Source organism: Emticicia soli, assembly GCF_037860775.1.
GTDB classification, from domain to species: Bacteria; Bacteroidota; Bacteroidia; order Cytophagales; family Spirosomataceae; genus Emticicia; species Emticicia soli.
In genome coordinates, this window is sequence record NZ_JBBEWC010000009.1 from 42,514 (window position 1) to 59,785 (window position 17,272).

The 17,272-nt window shown below is 38.6% G+C and carries 16 protein-coding genes; 9 read left to right on the forward strand and 7 right to left on the reverse strand.

Going from position 1 to position 17,272, the window contains the following annotated elements; translation table 11 throughout:
• Window positions 1-29: 29 nt before the first annotated feature.
• On the reverse strand, window positions 30-1,424 hold the full coding sequence (locus WAE64_RS15575) for an MBL fold metallo-hydrolase (protein ID WP_340237998.1): 1,395 nt from the start codon (window positions 1,422-1,424) through the stop codon (window positions 30-32).
• 116 nt (window positions 1,425-1,540) lie between these two features.
• On the reverse strand, window positions 1,541-3,034 hold the full coding sequence (locus tag WAE64_RS15580) for a GH3 auxin-responsive promoter family protein (RefSeq protein WP_340237999.1): 1,494 nt from the start codon (window positions 3,032-3,034) through the stop codon (window positions 1,541-1,543).
• Between the two features lie 372 nt (window positions 3,035-3,406).
• On the opposite strand from WAE64_RS15580, the gene WAE64_RS15585 reads away from it, so the two are divergent.
• The 5 genes from WAE64_RS15585 (at window position 3,407) to WAE64_RS15605 (ending at window position 9,188) form a co-directional block, all read left to right on the forward strand.
• The gene (locus tag WAE64_RS15585) at window positions 3,407-4,438 is read left to right on the forward strand and encodes a rod shape-determining protein (RefSeq protein WP_101728069.1); all 1,032 of its coding nucleotides are present in this window, start codon (window positions 3,407-3,409) and stop codon (window positions 4,436-4,438) included.
• A gap of 214 nt (window positions 4,439-4,652) precedes the next feature.
• Entirely contained in the window at window positions 4,653-5,516 is an 864-nt protein-coding gene (gene mreC, locus WAE64_RS15590; protein WP_340238005.1) for a rod shape-determining protein MreC, read from the forward strand.
• A 67-nt stretch (window positions 5,517-5,583) separates the two neighbouring features.
• Complete coding sequence (locus WAE64_RS15595) at window positions 5,584-6,090, forward strand: hypothetical protein (RefSeq protein WP_340238006.1); 507 nt, start codon at window positions 5,584-5,586, stop codon at window positions 6,088-6,090.
• 70 nt (window positions 6,091-6,160) lie between these two features.
• Window positions 6,161-7,354, forward strand: coding sequence for a serine hydrolase domain-containing protein (locus WAE64_RS15600; protein ID WP_340238008.1), 1,194 nt, complete (start codon window positions 6,161-6,163; stop codon window positions 7,352-7,354).
• A 61-nt stretch (window positions 7,355-7,415) separates the two neighbouring features.
• Window positions 7,416-9,188 carry a MutS-related protein gene (locus tag WAE64_RS15605; protein WP_340238009.1) on the forward strand — a complete coding sequence of 591 codons (1,773 nt, stop codon included), beginning with the start codon at window positions 7,416-7,418 and terminating at the stop codon, window positions 9,186-9,188.
• A 1-nt stretch (window position 9,189) separates the two neighbouring features.
• Here the strand turns inward: WAE64_RS15605 and WAE64_RS15610 are convergent, their stop codons facing one another.
• Together WAE64_RS15610 and WAE64_RS15615 are read right to left on the reverse strand one after the other, a co-directional pair.
• Window positions 9,190-9,924, reverse strand: coding sequence for a polyprenol monophosphomannose synthase (locus WAE64_RS15610; protein WP_340238012.1), 735 nt, complete (start codon window positions 9,922-9,924; stop codon window positions 9,190-9,192).
• Between the two features lie 28 nt (window positions 9,925-9,952).
• Window positions 9,953-10,318 (reverse strand): DUF4296 domain-containing protein, encoded by a 366-nt coding sequence (locus WAE64_RS15615; RefSeq protein WP_340238016.1) that lies wholly within the window; start codon window positions 10,316-10,318, stop codon window positions 9,953-9,955.
• A 309-nt stretch (window positions 10,319-10,627) separates the two neighbouring features.
• Between WAE64_RS15615 and WAE64_RS15620 the strand changes: the two genes are divergently transcribed.
• From WAE64_RS15620 to WAE64_RS15635, 4 genes are all read left to right on the forward strand, one after another.
• Window positions 10,628-11,491, forward strand: a complete 864-nt coding sequence (locus tag WAE64_RS15620; protein ID WP_340238018.1) for a DUF58 domain-containing protein — start codon at window positions 10,628-10,630, stop codon at window positions 11,489-11,491.
• A 4-nt stretch (window positions 11,492-11,495) separates the two neighbouring features.
• Window positions 11,496-12,422, forward strand: coding sequence for a hypothetical protein (locus WAE64_RS15625; protein WP_340238020.1), 927 nt, complete (start codon window positions 11,496-11,498; stop codon window positions 12,420-12,422).
• Between the two features lie 91 nt (window positions 12,423-12,513).
• A complete protein-coding gene (locus WAE64_RS15630) occupies window positions 12,514-13,146 on the forward strand; it encodes an acetyltransferase (RefSeq protein WP_340238021.1) in 633 nt (210 codons plus the stop codon).
• 237 nt (window positions 13,147-13,383) lie between these two features.
• The gene (locus WAE64_RS15635) at window positions 13,384-14,466 is read left to right on the forward strand and encodes an alpha/beta fold hydrolase (RefSeq protein ID WP_340238023.1); all 1,083 of its coding nucleotides are present in this window, start codon (window positions 13,384-13,386) and stop codon (window positions 14,464-14,466) included.
• Between the two features lie 54 nt (window positions 14,467-14,520).
• Here the strand turns inward: WAE64_RS15635 and WAE64_RS15640 are convergent, their stop codons facing one another.
• The 3 genes from WAE64_RS15640 to WAE64_RS15650 all read right to left on the reverse strand — a co-directional run bounded on the left by WAE64_RS15640 (window position 14,521) and on the right by WAE64_RS15650 (window position 17,231).
• A complete protein-coding gene (locus tag WAE64_RS15640) occupies window positions 14,521-15,126 on the reverse strand; it encodes a DUF1684 domain-containing protein (protein WP_340238024.1) in 606 nt (201 codons plus the stop codon).
• 18 nt (window positions 15,127-15,144) lie between these two features.
• A complete protein-coding gene (locus WAE64_RS15645) occupies window positions 15,145-16,374 on the reverse strand; it encodes an MFS transporter (RefSeq protein WP_340238025.1) in 1,230 nt (409 codons plus the stop codon).
• A gap of 62 nt (window positions 16,375-16,436) precedes the next feature.
• Window positions 16,437-17,231, reverse strand: a complete 795-nt coding sequence (locus tag WAE64_RS15650; protein ID WP_340238028.1) for an SDR family NAD(P)-dependent oxidoreductase — start codon at window positions 17,229-17,231, stop codon at window positions 16,437-16,439.
• Between the last annotated feature and the right edge of the window lie 41 nt (window positions 17,232-17,272).

Here is a 17,272-nt window from a genome sequence, read left to right on the forward strand (position 1 = left end):
TATAACCTTGCGGCTATAAGTGCCTGATTTTAGTGAGAAGAGACGAGCTCTGTAACAGGTAACAATTGCTTAATAGCCCCAATGCCGCCTTCTACATTTACTACGTTATCGAAGCCTCTTGATTTTAATATTGAAGAGGCAATCATAGAGCGGTAGCCTCCTGCACAATGAATATAGTTAGTATCTTTCTTTGAAAACTCAGCCATGTTTTCGCTGATATAAGCCAGCGGTACATTCTCGGCATTGGCCAAGTGTTCGGCTTCAAATTCTGTGTTTTTACGTACATCTTTTACCACTAAATCTTCTTGCTGGTATTTCTCGGCAAATTCTTTGGCAGAGATTGACACAATGCTGTCGGTTTCTTTGTCTGCTGCTTTCCATGCATCGATACCACCAGCCAGATACCCGATTACATTATCATAACCTACTCTTGATAAGCGCGTGATTACTTCTTTCTCCATATCGGCATCAGCCACAAAGAGAATAGGCTGTTGAATATCGGTGATAAGTGTACCAACCCAAGGTGCAAAATCACCTTTGAGGCCAATGTTAATGCTGTTGGGTATAAAAGCATCTTTGAACTCGGCAGCCTGGCGGGTATCCAGAATGATGGCTCCGGTTTCGTTGGCGGCTACCTCAAAAGCTTCCGGTGAAAGTGCTTGCATGCCCGACTCCATTACTTTTTCTAAACTTGCCGAACCTGTTTTGTTCAGTTGAACGTTTTTCGGAAAATAATAAGGTGGAGGTGTAAGCCCATCGGTTACGGCTTTTATGAAATCTTCTTTGCTTTGGTCTTGTAAGGCATAGTTTACTTGTTTCTGATGCCCTAGCGAATCGAAGGTTTCTTTGCTCATATTTTTTCCACAAGCCGAGCCTGCGCCATGTGCCGGATAGACAATGAGGTGGTCGGGTAGAGGAAGGATTTTATTTCTGAGCGAATCATATAAATAGCCAGCTAAATCTTCTATCGTCAGGTCTGACTTCTGAGCAAGGTCAGGGCGGCCTACGTCTCCTATAAATAGGGTATCGCCTGTGAAAATGCAATATTCTTTATTGTTTTCGTCGAACAACAAATAACACGACGACTCCATTGTATGGCCGGGTGTATGCAAAACTTTAATTTTGATTTTACCTAGCTCAAATACCTGCCCATCGGTAGCTATAATGCTCTCAAAGGCCGGGTTGGCATTTGGCCCATACACAATAGGCGCATTGGTTTTTTGCGAAAGCTCCAGATGGCCCGAAACAAAATCGGCATGGAAGTGGGTCTCAAAAATGTATTTGATACTTGCGCCGTTTTTTTGCGCTTTGTTGATGTAAGTATTTACTTCACGTAGTGGGTCAATGATGGCGGCTTCTCCGTCTGATTCAATATAATAGGCTCCCTGTGCCAGACAACCCGTATAAATTTGTTCGACTTTCATGTATTGTTGATGTAGCTGTTTGAATTTTTCAACGTGAAATTAAAAAAAAATGTTCATATACGCTTTTCATAATAGCAGTATATGAACATTTAATAGTGTGCTGTAGGCTTTGATGTTTAAACCATTTTGCCTAGTTCGTCAGCAATTTTTCGATCGTTCGATAAACGAGGCACTTTGTTTTGGCCACCTAGTTTGCCAAGCGAACGCATATAATTTATAAAGGCATCTCGTTTTAATGAAGTGATAACCAAACGTCTGAGAATACTGCCCGTAATGAGGTCGTCGTAGTAAACATTCAACTCAACCATTTTTTTATCTAAATCTTCGGTAAACTGTTCCAGGTCTTTCGGAGGGGTAGCAAATTCAATCAGCCATTCATGGTAGGGCAAACCTTCTGTCGGGCTCACCATTGGTGCCACAGTAAACTCTACAACTTCTACCTCGGGGTGGCGTTGGCAGGCATATTTCATGGCTTTTTCTACTTCTTCGCCAATTACGTGCTCACCAAAAGCAGAGATGAAATGTTTGATGCGGCCTGATACAATAACTTTGTAAGGGTCGAGCGAAACAAATTTTACTGTATCGCCAATAGAATAACCCCACAGTCCTGCATTATTGTTAACAACCAGTGCGTAATTTTTGCCTAGTTCTACTTGCTCAATGCTCAAGCGTGTGGGTTTTTCGTTGAAATACTCTTCGGCCGGAATGAACTCATAGAAGATACCGGTATCGAGCAAGAGCAGCATGCCCGGGTCGTTTTGTTCGTTCTGATAGGCAAAAAAGCCCTCAGAGGCAGGATATAATTCTACTGAATCGACCGGCCTGCCAATAGACTCAAATAACTTAGCCCTATAAGGTTCAAAGTTTACGCCTCCGTACACAAACAAATCGAATTGTGGAAATACATCTTTTATCTTTTTGCCCGTGCGTGCCTGTATTCTGTCGAAATACATCTGTACCCACGGCGGAATACCAGAGATAAGGCTCATGGGCTGATTGATGGTTTCATCAATTATTTTCTCTAGTTTTTCTTCCCAGTCTTCTATACAATTGGTTTCGTAAGAAGGCATTCGGTTGCTTTGCAGATATGCCGGCACATGGTGTGTAGAAATACCCGAGAGGCGGCCTATATGGATCCCGTGTTTTTCTACCATTTCAGGACTGCCCGATAAGAAAATAAGTTTATAATCAAGAAATTTTGATTTGCCTGTTTCATGAATGTAGTTAAGCAGGGCATTTTTGGCTGAGCCAATATGATTACCTATAGAGTCTTTGGTGATAGGAATATATTTTGTGCCCGAAGTAGTGCCCGAAGTCTTGGCAAAGTACAAAGGCTTACCCGGCCACAATACATTTTGTTCGCCCTCTAAAATCTGGTTAATGTAGTGTTTGACATCTTCGTAATCACGCACAGGAACGGCCTGTTTGTAATCTTCGTAAGACTGAATATCCTTAAAATGGTGGTCTTTGCCAAAGGTGGTGTTGGTTGCTTGTTCAACCAATTTTTGCCGCCATTCAGCTTGGACCTGTGCCGAGCGGGCAATCCATTTTTTTTGTTGGGCAACTATATAAGCCGCCAAAGGTTTACTAAGTATTGAACGAATTCCCATAATGAGGCAAATATAGGATTTTAGACTAAATGTTGTTCACGAGTAGTAATTTGTTTATTTCATCTTGTAAATTTGTAATTACTGTTTTTGTGTATCTCTAAACAAATGAAAACGTATTTTGTTGATATATTTGTGCTAATTTACAATCAAAACCAATGTATGGGTTGGTAGCCAGAATTATTTGCAAATTTTAATTTCTTTTAAAAATTCAATAAAAACCTTCTAAAATAAAATAGAGAGATATTCCGTTGAATTTATTTATATTATTCAACCAATTAAAAAGTAAAAAATTTATTTTTCACAAAACTTTGCAAATAATAATTGTAAATTTGCGGGCAAATTTAAAAAACTCATTAACTCATAAAGCTCGATATGGCTGGATTGTTTAACTTTCTCACGAGTGACATCGCGATTGACTTGGGTACGGCAAATACCCTTATTATCTACAAAGATCAGATTGTAGTAGATGAACCTTCTATTATTGCTTTGGATAAAATTACTGGAAAAGTGTTGGCTATCGGACACAAAGCAATGCAAATGCATGAAAAAACAAACGAAAATATAAAAACTATCCGCCCATTAAAAGATGGTGTAATTGCCGACTTTACAGCTGCCGAATTAATGATTCGTGGTATGATAAAAATGATAGAAACTGGTCGTAACTGGTTTTTTTCACCATCGCACCGCATGGTAGTTTGTATTCCGTCTGGCATTACTGAGGTAGAGAAACGTGCAGTAAAAGACTCTTGTGAGCACGCAGGTGCAAAAGAAGTATATATGGTGCATGAGCCTATCGCAGCAGCTATCGGAATCGGTATTGATATTGAGCAACCTAATGGGTCAATGATTGCTGATATTGGCGGTGGTACAACCGAGATTGCTGTAATTGCATTGTCGGGTATCGTTTGTGAGGCGTCAATTCGTATTGCAGGTGATTTGTTTACGAGAGACATTGTAGACTACATGCGTCGTGAGCACAATTTATTGATTGGTGAGCGTTCGGCAGAGTTTATCAAGATTCAGGTTGGTGCTGCATTGCCAGATCTTGACAATCCTCCGGCAGATATTGAAATCCGTGGCCGTGATTTAATGACTGGTATTCCGAAAGAAATTAAAGTTACTTATAGCGAAATCGCCTACGCCTTAGATAAATCTATCTCTAAAATAGAAGAAGCAATTATGCGTGCATTGGAGATGTCGCCGCCTGAGCTTTCAGCCGACATTTACGAAAACGGTATCTACCTTACAGGTGGTGGTGCTTTGTTGCACGGTTTAGACAAGCGTTTGGCTATCAAAACAAAACTTCCGATTCACGTTGCCGACGATCCACTTCGTGCTGTGGTTCGTGGTACTGGTGAGGTTTTGAAAAACATTGAAAAATATAGAGCTGTTATAGTTCAGTAGATTTAATAAGCTTCAAGGGGATATCTTATAAGATTTCCTGTGCTAAGTGTTATTTGGCTTACCCCACCCTAGCCCTCCCCAACAGTGGAGAGGGGAACAAGAAAGTCCCTCTCCCCATTGTTGGGGAGAGGGATTTAGGGAGTGGGGTTATTTGTTTCTAAATTGTATTTAGCACTTTTGCTTTTAAGGTTACCTCTTCAATACAAAAAGACTTATGTCGCAACTCTTCCGTTTAATATTTCGGATACGAAATTTCCTATTGTTTGTAATTTTAGAATTAGTTAGTTTCTGGTTGATAGTAAAAAATGACTACTACTGGGAAGTTTCTTTTTTTAATACCTCAAACTACTATGCTGCTAAAACCCTTGAGACCTCAAACTATGTAAAGGGCTACATGAACCTGGGTAATGTAAACGACCAATTGGTAAAAGAAAACGCCGAGCTTAAAAATGCGGTAATAGCCATGCAACAGTCAAAAGGCCGTGAGGGAGACTACTACAAGGTAGACTCGGCTTTTGCAAAAAGATTTGAATTTAAAGTAGCCAAGGTTGTTAATAATACAGTCAATTTATCGAAAAACTATCTGACTATCGATAAGGGTAAGCTAGATGGTATAGAGCCGGGTATGGGTGTTATTTGTCCGCAAGGTGTAGTAGGGCAGGTTATGCAATGTTCCGACCACTTCTCACGTGTGTACTCGGTGCTTCACTCTGAATTTAATGTATCGAGCGAAGTAAGAAATCAGGCATTGAGAGCAAAAAGCGAAAAGGCACTCGGAATTGCTAAATGGGGCGGGCTGAATCCTAAGGTAATTGACCTTACAACTATCGACCGCTTTAAGCCAATTAAACAAGGCGACTCTGTGATGACCTCTGAGCAAAACGTTATCTTCCCCTCAGGTACAATGGTGGGTAAGATACGAAAGCTGAGTGCTAAACAAGACCAGGCTTTCTTTGACATCGAAGTTGAGTTAGCAACCGATTTTCAGAACATTTCTTATGTATATGTTGTGAACAATAAGTTGAAAAACGAACAGGAGAAAATTGAAGAAACCACCAAGCCTGAAATTAAAAAATAAGATTTTAGACAAGCCACAGAATATGTAAGCATTGCCTATTCTATGGTAATTATACCCCGGACTTTAAATGAATTCGCAAACAGTCATAAGGCTCGTAGTCACGTTTTTGATTTATTTATTACTGCAAATTGTGGTTCTTCGCAATTTTGTATTTTTTGATGTGGCTTTTTGCTTCGTTTATATTGCTTGTATCTTATTGTTGCCTGACGAGATTTCGCCGGTATGGGTTATTCTGATAAGTTTTCTTACAGGCTTACTGGTCGATATTTTTTATAATACAGCCGGGGTACATGCTTCGGCGAGTGTGCTTATCGGGTACCTTAGAGGCTATATCATAAAATTCCTTTTTCCAACCAAAGGTATCGAAAACGAAATCGTTATATCTCTGAAAGATATGGGCGCCGAGCGCTTTGTTCGCTATGTAGCTATCCTGACTTTGATACATCATTCGGCTTTGTTTTTTGTAGAAGCAGGAGGCTTTTCGTTCTTTCTTATTACAATACTGAAAATTATCTGTAGTGTAATTTTTACATCTTTCATGATTATTATTTTGCAGTACGTAAGAGGGAATTAGTGTGTGGTTTAAAACGATTTTTTGAATCGTGTTGGGGATAATCGTAGGACTTATTTAGTAGATTTTAAAAATGCGTTTGTATTTATATACCTTTGCTTTCTTCTGTTTTATTGCCGTTTTTTCATGCCAAACCAAAACTGCCGACAATACTACCTCTGCACCCGTTGTAGATAGCGTTGCCATACGAAAGAAAGAAGCCAAAATCAGAAAAGAAATTAAAGCTGACATGAAAGCAGCTTTGATTGAAGAGATAATGAAGAAGAAACTGGCGCAAGGTTTTAACGGCAATGTGCTGGTTGCTCAAAAAGATATTATTATCTACGAAAAAGCCTTTGGTTTTGCCAATTTTAAAGATACCGTTCGTAATATATTGCCATCTAAGTTTCAGTTGGCATCCTTATCTAAAACCTTCACGGCAGTAGCAGTAATGAAACTGACCGAAGAAGGCAAACTAGGCATAGATAATACCGTAAAAGATTATTTTCCTGATTTCCCGTACGATGGTGTTACTATCAGAAGCCTACTTTGCCATCGTTCGGGTTTGCCGTTTTATCAGTACACATTTGATAAAATAGTGAGAGGCGAAAAACTATACCCAAGCAATCAGGAAATGATGCAGTGGTTTGCTAAAGCACAACCTACGCCTGCAATATTTAATAAACCCGACCACTTTTTTAGTTACAACAATACCAATTATGCGATTTTAGCTGCTTTAGTAGAAAAAGCCTCAGGCAAGCCTTTTGATGTGTATATGCGTGAGAGCATCTTTCTGCCTGCAGGTATGAAAAACTCTTTTGTTGCTACCACAAAAAATGATTCTATTAATGTGAATCGTACTTACGGTTATCAGTTCGGGCATCGTTTACCAAAAGACTATTATGATGATATTACTGGCGATAAAGGTGTTTATTCTACTGTAGAAGACTTACTGAATTGGTATAGAGCATTGAGAGATAATGTGCTAATAAAGAAAGAGTCGTTCAAAGAAATGATTATGCCTCGTAGTTTTGAGCATCCCGGCCTGCGTAATTATGGCTATGGATTCAGATTGTGGGTAAATGCCAAACAACAGACCGACTATGTATATCATACAGGCTGGTGGAAAGGCTATAATACCATTATGTTTTTTGACCCCCGCGAAGACTTCGTTATTATACTATTGAGCAATCGCTACAACCGCTCAGTTTATAATATTAAAGAGATTGTAGATATTCTGCACGAAGGTAAGCAATCGAGCGTAGAAGAAAATATTCTTGATGAGTAAGAACTTTTTTGGCTGATAGGGAGTATTATTTTTAATAGAGTCAACCCTCAAAAACAAAATTATGAGCTATCAGCGTATTGCAGGCGATGCTACTGCATTTATAAAAAAGAATAAAACCACCGCTAACCAAATTTCTTATTTAAGGCTTTTGCTGGCAATTCTAGAAGCATACCTCTTGTTTATCATTATCAGAGACGGCTCTAGTACTATCTTAGTTATAGGCGCATTAGCAGTTCTATCAGCTTTCTTCTTCTTTGTTAATTACCATCAGAAAATCATCGAAAAGATTCAGTATCATGAGTCAATGCTAAAGGTTTGTGAGAACGAGATTTTAGCTGCCGAGGGTGTTTACGAACAGTTTGCCGATGGGAAGGAGTATTTGAACAAAGCACATTTTTATGCGCACGATTTAGATATTTTTGGCCGCCACTCCATCTTTCAATTACTCAACAGAAGCATTACAAAATCGGGTAGCGATGCATTGGCCCATCAACTCAAATTTCCTTTTCTTGTAAAAGAAACTATTGAAACCAGACAGGATGCCGTTGAAGAACTAAGCCATAAAATAGACTGGCGGGTTGATTTTCTGGCAACGGGAAATTTGCTGGAGAAAGACGAAGAAAAGTATAGTCAACTAATAACCTGGCTCAAAAGCGAAGAAGTTGATTTATTGGACAAAATGAAAGTTTTGCTATGGCTGATACCTGCCATCAATACCGTCATTCTAGGTATCTGGATTACGGGTATCATTTCTTTCAAAGTCTGGTTATTGACGCTTATAGTACAATCTGGCTTTTCTTTTGTCAACCGAAAGAAACTGAATGCGCTTTACTTAAAAATGAGCAAGAATACGCCTAATCTACAAAGGTATATTCAGTTATTCCGGCTGATAGAAAAAGAAGAATTTAAGGCTTTAGTATTGAAACAAGGGAGAGACTCACTGGCAAATCCTTCATATATTTCGGCTATTATTCAAAAACTGGCTACTATATCGGCCTATTTTGCTATCAGAAATAGCTTCTTTAGCCCTGTGCTCAATGCTTTTTTCTTGTGGGATTACCAATGTGCATATCGTTTCGAGCTATGGAAGAAACAACATAGCGCAGCCTTGCTGGAAGCCTTTGATGTTTTGCATGAATGGGAAGTACTGGTTTCAATAGCTTGTTACGATTTTGCTAACAATACCTACACTGTTCCGCAGGTTTCAGAGAATGTGATTCTTGATGTTAAGCAGTTAGGCCACCCATTGCTTAAAAAGAATAAAAGCGTAAACAACGATTTTAAGATTAATAAAGGCGAGCAGATATTTATTGTAACCGGGGCAAATATGGCCGGTAAAAGTACTTTTCTACGAGCAGTTGGGGCCAATCTTATATTGGCCATGATAGGGGCAAGAGTGAGGGCTGAACGCTTTGTGTTTAAGCCGATTCAGGTTTATACTTGTATGCGTATTACCGACTCGATAGATGAAGGTGAGTCTTATTTCCATGCTGAATTGTTGCGTTTACAAAACGCAGTGAAACTGCTTGAAGCAGGGCAAGAGATATTTGTTATTCTTGATGAGTTATTGAAAGGAACAAACTCTAAAGATAAGCTTCAAGGCTCAGAGTTGTTTCTTGAAAAACTGATTCAATACAAAACAGCATTCGGAATGATTGCCACGCATGATTTAGACCTCACAAACATGGCAACCCAATACCCAGATAAGATTAAGAACATCTGTTTCGAAATTATAATAAAAGATGATAAAATGACTTTCGATTATAAATTACGGCCGGGTGTTACACAAAATATGAATGCCCTGTTTCTGATGAAACAAATGGGTATCGTTTAAATTAGCGTTTAAAGCTCTTGAACCAACTCCAGATTTTCATCATAACTACGCCAAAAACGGCCTCTCTGAATATCTTGGTCGACATCTTGGATACGCCTTTGGTTCGGTCGGTAAAAATGATTGGTACTTCGGTAATGTTGAATTTGAAAAGAAACGCATTAAACTTCATTTCAATCTGAAAGGCATAACCCACAAAAGCGATTTTGTCGAGGGGTATTGTTTTTAATACCTCTCTGCGGTAGCAGATAAATCCGGCGGTTGGGTCCATTATTTTCATGCCTGTAATGAAGCGCACGTAAACGCCGGCAAAATAAGACATCAGTACACGCCCCATAGGCCAGTTTACTACATTTACGCCTTTGATGTATCTTGAGCCTACGGCTACATCAAAACCATCTATCTTACAGGCTTTATACAAGCGCACAAGGTCTTCAGGGGGGTGAGAAAAATCAGCATCCATCTCATAGATAAACTCATAGCCTTGCTCTATTGCCCACTTAAAACCATGAATATAAGCTGTGCCGAGCCCTAGCTTGCCACTACGTTCTATCAGGTGTAGTTCGTTGGGGTATTCTTCTTGTAGTTCTTTTACTTTCAGGGCAGTATTATCCGGCGAGCCATCGTCTATAATCAGCACATCGAATCTTTCATCGAGATGCATGACTTTTCTTATAATGGCTTCAATGTTTTCAATTTCGTTGTAGGTCGGGATAATGACAAGGTTTTCTTTAAACATTTATCTTAGAGATTCTGTGTGATTATATCTAATCTGTTTTAATCTGTTTGTTTTTCTTTTTCTCGTCCAGCACATTAAGTGTTTCTTCATATACTTTTACCATTAGGGCCGGGTTTTGGGCATAAAACTTATAACTTTCTCTATAACGGGCAGTATCTACTTTGTATTTGGCCATAATTCGGCGCTCAAATTCCATATACACTACACGGGTTGAGTCATATACCTGAAAACTTAATCTGTTAACTTTGGCTTCTGTTAAGTGTATATCGGCCAATATTTTACCCATAGTCTTTACATCAATCACATTGGCAGGGGGCTTAGGGTCGCCGATACACGAAATAAGTGTTGAAATAATGGCTAAATGTAAGAATATTTTTTTTGTCAGTATTTTCACTTTATCTTCGTTTTCAGATTAAACAACAAATTACGGAAAAAAATAAGAGATTGAATACGTTAAAGTTTGTTAATCATTAAAGTTATCTGATGTTATTTTCACCGAATGAATTCGGTGGCTAAAGTAACAAAGGAACAATTTTAGTAGTTAAAGCGGACTTAAGTCCGCTTATGTAAGAAAAAATACCGCAGCGGCGGCCGCCTTTGTTATATTAGCCAGCGAATTCATTCGCTGTCATTTACAGACGTTAAATAAAAATATTTAGACGAGCTCATTATAAAAAATCAGCGCATTAATTGTTAAAAGACCGTGGTAGAAGATATAATCTCTAAACTCAATAAGTACGAAATAAAAATCCGCAAGGCTGTCGACTCGCAGATGCACGGAAACTTTCGTTCTGTGTTTAAGGGGTCGGGGCTAGAATTCAGCGACTTGCGTACCTACCAGTATGGCGATGATGTGCGAACCATCGACTGGATTACAACTGCCAAAGGGCATGGTGCCTATGTGAAGATTTTTAAGGAAGAAAAAGAGCAGACCGTTTTTTTTATGCTCGATGTGAGTGCCTCGCAAGAGGTTGGGAATACCGGCAGATTGAAACTGGATACAGCCAAAGAAATATGTGGAGTACTCTCGCTTTCGGCCATTAAAGAGGCCGGGCACGTAGGTTTATATTGTTTTTCAGACCAGAAAGAACTCTATTTTAAGCCTGCTAATGGCTTGAAACATGGCTATGAAATCATATTAAGTTTGTTTAAAATGAAGCCATTATCGCAGCTTACCAATATTCCTGCAGCTATTGGCTTTGCGCTCAATATTCTTAAACGCCGTAGTGTTGTGTTTCTGATTTCTGATTTTCTGGATAAAGGCTATGAGCATAACCTGAAAGCCCTGGCACGTAAGCACGATTTAGTTGTGATTCATATCTACGACCAGAGAGAGATAAAACTCCCAAGCCTTGGTATTATACCTGTGCGTGATAAAGAAAGCAAACGTACTGTGTGGCTTAATACGTCGTCGCCAACTTTTAAAAAGGAAATGAAAGAAATGTTTGAAGATAATCAGGAGCGTTTAGAGAAACTCTGTAAGCAACATAATGCTAACTATCTGGCTATTGACTCAAGAGAAGATTATGTATCAAAACTTATACAATTGTTTAGAGTCAGAAAGTAAACCAATGTACAGTAATCAAGCATCTTATCGAATCAAATATTTTGCCGCTATGCGTATAGTGTTTAGCTGCATAATGTTTTTTTATTGGTTGACTCCCCAGACTGTAATTGCTCAAAAGCCCATCGGGCGGTTTCTGACCGATAGCGTTGAGTTAGGTAAACCTTTCGATTATGCATTGAGTTATTATCATTCACCTTCTGCCGAAGTATTTTTTCCTGATACAACCTATAATTTTTACCCCTTCGAAATGGTAAGGCGGAATTATTTCACTACTAGTACCGTCAATAACCGAAGCCTCGACAGCGTAGTTTATACTCTGGTTACATTTGATATTAGTAAAACCCAGCGATTCAGCCTACCGGTGTATGTGTTAGGTAAAAGAGATTGCACCGCCGTATATTCTCCGTTAGATTCGGTTTTTCTGAGGGAAATGATTAAGACAAGTACCGATTCGCTGATGCTGAAAACCGATACAAAATTAATGCCCTTGGAGCAACAGGTAAACTACCCGAAAATTTTTGGTTATTTGCTCGGTTTATTAGGGGTTTTAGGTATAATTTATGCATTTTTTGGTAAATGGCTCGAGAAAAGATACAGGCTTTTTTTGTTTGCACGCAGGCACAGAGAGTTTACGAATACTTATAAAAAAATAACCCGTGGTACGCTAGATAGCAGCAATATAGGCAGAGCACTGGTAATGTGGAAAGAGCATTTAGAATGGCTTGAAAACCGCCCTTATACTTCTTATACCAGTAAAGAAATCATTAACCGTCTTCCGAGTGAATCGCTTGAAGAATCGCTTCGAGATGTAGATACCGCTATTTATGGCGGTATTCTCTCTACCCAGATGCCCGTTGCAATGAACGTTTTATTAGAGAAGGCTGTTGAATTATATCGGAAACGCCGAGAAGAATTGTTATTAAACGCATAGTGCAAACACATAATTGACTCATTGTTATCTGATACTTTATCTATTAGCAATGAAATGACTACTCAATATTTCAGATAAAAGAAAATTAAGAATGCAAAATCCCGTATTGATTTTTGGAGCAGGTACACTTGGTAAAATCGCTCTGGATATTTTCAACCGTAATAATGTATTGGTATATGGTTTTTTAGACGATGATAAAAAACTACACAACACCGAGATTGGAGAGATAGTAGTATTAGGAGAAACAGACGACGATGGTTTCTTGAAAATTGTTGGCCAAAAAACAGAAGCTTTTGTAGCTATTGGCAATACTAAAGTAAAAAAGAAAGTAGTAGAAGTACTCAACGAGCGTCGCCATGTGATGCCTGTTAATGCCATACACGACCGCTCAATAGTTTCAGAAAATGCCATATTAGGCCACGGTAATTTAATAATGGCAAATGCTGTTGTTAATCCTTATGCTCAGATTGGTAACCATAGTATTGTACACTCAGGGGCAGTAATAGATACCGAAGCCAAAGTAGCCGACTTTGTAAACATTGGTACAGGTGCTATGATAAACACAGGTGCCGAAATAGCCGAAGGCGCATTTATCGGCTCAGGTGCCGTAATCGTAACAGGCATTAAAGTAGGCAAAAATGCCCGTGTAGGTGCCGGCTCGGTAGTGATAGAAGATGTGCCAGATAATGCTACTGTTTTTGGTAATCCGGCTAAGAAAGTTTAGAGACTGTTTGAATTAATAGTATTCAACTAAAGAGTTTTTTTGCTCAATATTTCGCTTTAAAAATCCTGAATAGCATTCTGCTAAACTTTGATTTTTAAATCTTGTATTGAATCAAAAAAACTCTTTTTATTTTTAAATTTAACTCAAATAGTTTCTAAAGTTTTAGACTTACCGATTTGAAGTTCTAGGCTGATAAATGGTTTGAGAAAATAAGAATTGATGAAATATGTAATTATTATGAAACAAGAAATATTGTCGGAAATCATGATTTATCAAGGCTTTAAAAAAGCTATTTCAATAATTGCCTTAACTTTCTACTTGGTAAGTCTTGGAATTGCGCAGGAGAGAAACGCTATTTTTAATGAAAAACAGATATTGAATAAATATGGCTTTAGTCTGGAAAAAGCAAAAAGCCAGTATTTCATAATTTCTAAAACAGAAGACCCGAAACCCGTACTTATATTTATCAGAGGTTCTGATTTTGCCCCTCTTTTTGTAAATGGAGAGTCTATTATGTTTCCATTTGATATAAAGAAATATCAGAAAGACTTTAATATTGTTGTTCTTCCCAAGCCCGGAATACCTGTTTTTTCAGACAGCACGCAGAGCAAGTTTATCAATGAGACCTATACTCAAGGATATTATTTAGATAATTCGGCTCAAGTTCCTGCGCAATTTGTTAAAAATAACAATTTACAATATTATGTAGATAGGTATAGTGAAGTAATTGACTATTTAAGAAAGCAGCCTTATGTGCAGAAGGATAAAATTTATTTGATTGGGCATTCACAAGGAGCAAATGTTGCTTTAAGTACAGCATTAAAAAATAAAAGAATTTCAAAAATAGCTCTACTTGCAACCCATGTTGGAGATAGATTTACGGAGGCAACAAGAAAAATAAGAAACTCGGAGCAACAAATGCGTATATCAAGCCAAGAGGCCCAAGTACAAATAGATTCACTATATAAATCTTACTTAGATTTATATCAAAACAGAGATAATAATGACAAATTATTTGATAGCAATACTTACTTCTCTTACGCCTCTTTTACCTTTCCGAATATTTCTACTAAATTGATGGCCTTAAAAACACGTGCCTTATTAGTGTATGGAACCAATAGTGTGCAAGATATTGATTGTGACGAATTTCGGTATGAGTTAATAAAAAAACAAAAAAGCAATATTATAGTAAAACCCTATATAGGGCTTGATCATAATTTCTTTGAAATAAAAGAGGATAAAGCAACAGGAAAAATGGAAAAGATATATAATTGGGATAAAGTATTTCGTGACACAGTTAACTGGCTAAAACAAAACTAGTATCATAAAATTATTCCGGTTGCTTTCACCTCAATAAATAATTTCTAACACTAATTACTCTTTCGCATAATTCTTTTCCCCGGCCTCAATAGCTACTTTTAAATGGTTTTCACGAGGGGGTATCGGGCAACTGAAACCTTCACCAAAGGCACAGTAAGGGTTGTAAGCCTTATTGAAATCAAGAATAATTTTATCGTTTTCGATTTGTTTCATGCGTAGATCAATATAGCGCCCGCCACCGTAGCTTTCTTTGCCATTGGTTAAATCTTTAAACGGAATAAAGAGGTAGTCACGGTATTGAGGTATACGCTGTAAATCCGGCGATTTATAAACAGCCAGTTTATAAGCCTTACCATCTATCTGAAAAGATAATTCTCCGAATTTGACATAAGTTTTTGACTCACCTGTAGTAGTGGGGAGCTGAAAAGGCTTCCCACCTGTGGTGGCTTTAAACTCACATTCTACCTTGAATTTCTCGTTTGGTTCATAAAAACGCAGGTACTTAAAATCTTCTTCTTTTAGAGGCGAAAACTTCGACTTCAGAAATTCAGCTTTATACTCTTCTCTGAACTTCTCTATTTCTGTTGTATAGTCTTGTGCAAAAGTATTTAACGATACAAACATGAATACACAGGCAAATAAGTTGTTAATACGTAGCATGGTTTTGAAAAGGGTTATTTATGAAACGTTTACGGCACTTTCTTTACTAACGTTTGGCTGAGCAATTGGTTTCACGGTGCGGGCAATAAAAATACTTATGAGTATCATGGTAATAGCAAAATAGCCAACCCAATTATAATTTTCTATATAGCCTGATGCAGTTTTATGTATAATAAAACCACCGATATTGGCAGCAATAGCCTGCGCAAAAAGCTGTAACGACGAATTAATAGCCATGAAACTGCCTCTCTGCTGAGGCGTTACCACATTAGAAATCATGGCTTGGGTAGGAATCATACGCCCGTTTGAGAATATGAAGAATATTCCGGCTACAAACAAAACAGCCCACACCGCACCCGAAAACATATTGGTGATAAGATAAATCGGGATTAATGAAAGAATAGCAAAAATAACAAAGATAGGGTATTTGCCCTTTTTATCGGCTAATTTACCAACCATAGGCGCCGAAAATATGGTGAGCAAACCACCTACCAGATAAATAAGAAAAATGTTTTTCTCGCTGAAACCTACATTGGCAACAAGGGTAGGGGAGATGTAAGGAATAATACTGAAATGCCCCAACATAATAGTGGCCGATAGCCACAAGGCTCTTAATTGATTCGGGTTTTTGGTGATATTAGTAATGGCATCAAAAGGGCTTTGTTTTTCCTGACGGTTTTTCAGGTGTTTATCAATAGGTGGTACGTATTTTACAATCAGAAATATAACTACAAGCCCCAGGCAAGCTACGACCAAAAATGGCGTATGCCAGCCAAAACGAGCAGCTAAAAACAAACCTGCCGGAATACCCACTACCGATGCCACCGAAAAGGCTGTGGTAATAAAGCCCATAGCCGTTGCTCTACGTTGGTAATCGAAAGTATCGGCTACTATTGACATCACCTGTGCGCCAATCAACCCGCCGAATGTGCCTGCTATTACACGGGCAATAATCAGAAACTGGTGGGTAGGAGCAAAAGCACAGGCAAACGTGCCCATTACAAAGCCTATATAGGCAAATAGTACAACTTTCTTTCTATCGTAATTATCAACAAAAAAAGCTGCCAGAAATCCCGAAATACCGGCACTTATGCCATAAGCTGACACAATAAAGCCAAAATGTCGGGGAGAAATATCAAAAATCTGCATTAACTGAGGCCCAAGGGGCATCATTATCATAAAGTCAACGATGTGTGTAAAGTTGATGCAGGAAAGTATAAAAAGTAGTAGTTTTTCTTTCGAACTCATCACAGAGAATCTTCAAGGTATATATATATTCCCAACGAAAATACATCTTGTGTAGTTCAAACTTACTTACTGTTTGCCAGTTGGCTATCCATACTGTTAACTGGGATTTTCCCTTGTACACTCCATCCACCATCTACGAAGAACAATTGCCCTGATACATAACTTGAGTCGTCAGAGGCTAGAAAAACTGCAGGGCCTACCATTTCTTCGGGTTCGCCTGTGCGGCCTAGTGGCACAACTCCGCCCCAGTTTGTGCGGTAGTTTGGGTCTTCTTTTAGATTACGTTCTACATTAATAGGGCCAGGACCAAAGGTATTTACACGAATATTGTATGGTGCCAACTCTACTGCCATTTGCTCGGCCATGGCATGAATGCCGCCTTTGCTTGTAGAGTAGGTGATAAGATTTTTTACGCTTAAAGCCGCACAAATGGTTGACACATTGATGATGCTTCCGCCACCATTGGCACGCATAATTTTAGCGGCTTCTATTGAGCAAAATAAAGTGCCTTTCAGGTTAACGCCCATTACCGTATCAAAAACAGCTTCATCGGTTTCGAAGAAGTCGCTCCAGCCTGTAATTCCGGCGTTATTTACCAATACATCAAGTTTTTGGTATTTCTGGGCTATGTAAGCAAACATTCCTCGTATTTCTGATACCTTCGAAATATCGGCATAAATAACCTCCGACTTTCTGCCCATTGCTCGTATTTTCGCAGCTACTTCTTCGGCGTAATCGGCTCCTGCTATTTCGTTAATAATTACGTCGGCTCCTTCTCTGGCATACCCTAAAGCAACGGCCTCGCCAATTCCACGTCCGGCACCTGTAATGAGTGTAACTTTATTTTTTAATCGCATGGTTGAATAGAATATTGAAAAGCCAAAAGTAATAAAATTTA

What these genes read in the sequence shown, in the direction of transcription:
- WAE64_RS15575 (WP_340237998.1), bottom strand. Translation starts at nt 1,424, where the DNA reads ATGAAAGTCGAACAAATTTATACGGGTTGTCTGGCACAGGGAGCCTAT.
- WAE64_RS15580 (WP_340237999.1), bottom strand. Translation starts at nt 3,034, where the DNA reads ATGGGAATTCGTTCAATACTTAGTAAACCTTTGGCGGCTTATATAGTT.
- WAE64_RS15585 (WP_101728069.1), top strand. Translation starts at nt 3,407, where the DNA reads ATGGCTGGATTGTTTAACTTTCTCACGAGTGACATCGCGATTGACTTG.
- mreC (WP_340238005.1), top strand. Translation starts at nt 4,653, where the DNA reads ATGTCGCAACTCTTCCGTTTAATATTTCGGATACGAAATTTCCTATTG.
- WAE64_RS15595 (WP_340238006.1), top strand. Translation starts at nt 5,584, where the DNA reads ATGAATTCGCAAACAGTCATAAGGCTCGTAGTCACGTTTTTGATTTAT.
- WAE64_RS15600 (WP_340238008.1), top strand. Translation starts at nt 6,161, where the DNA reads ATGCGTTTGTATTTATATACCTTTGCTTTCTTCTGTTTTATTGCCGTT.
- WAE64_RS15605 (WP_340238009.1), top strand. Translation starts at nt 7,416, where the DNA reads ATGAGCTATCAGCGTATTGCAGGCGATGCTACTGCATTTATAAAAAAG.
- WAE64_RS15610 (WP_340238012.1), bottom strand. Translation starts at nt 9,924, where the DNA reads ATGTTTAAAGAAAACCTTGTCATTATCCCGACCTACAACGAAATTGAA.
- WAE64_RS15625 (WP_340238020.1), top strand. Translation starts at nt 11,496, where the DNA reads ATGTACAGTAATCAAGCATCTTATCGAATCAAATATTTTGCCGCTATG.
- WAE64_RS15630 (WP_340238021.1), top strand. Translation starts at nt 12,514, where the DNA reads ATGCAAAATCCCGTATTGATTTTTGGAGCAGGTACACTTGGTAAAATC.
- WAE64_RS15635 (WP_340238023.1), top strand. Translation starts at nt 13,384, where the DNA reads ATGAAACAAGAAATATTGTCGGAAATCATGATTTATCAAGGCTTTAAA.
- WAE64_RS15640 (WP_340238024.1), bottom strand. Translation starts at nt 15,126, where the DNA reads ATGCTACGTATTAACAACTTATTTGCCTGTGTATTCATGTTTGTATCG.
- WAE64_RS15645 (WP_340238025.1), bottom strand. Translation starts at nt 16,374, where the DNA reads ATGAGTTCGAAAGAAAAACTACTACTTTTTATACTTTCCTGCATCAAC.
- WAE64_RS15650 (WP_340238028.1), bottom strand. Translation starts at nt 17,231, where the DNA reads ATGCGATTAAAAAATAAAGTTACACTCATTACAGGTGCCGGACGTGGA.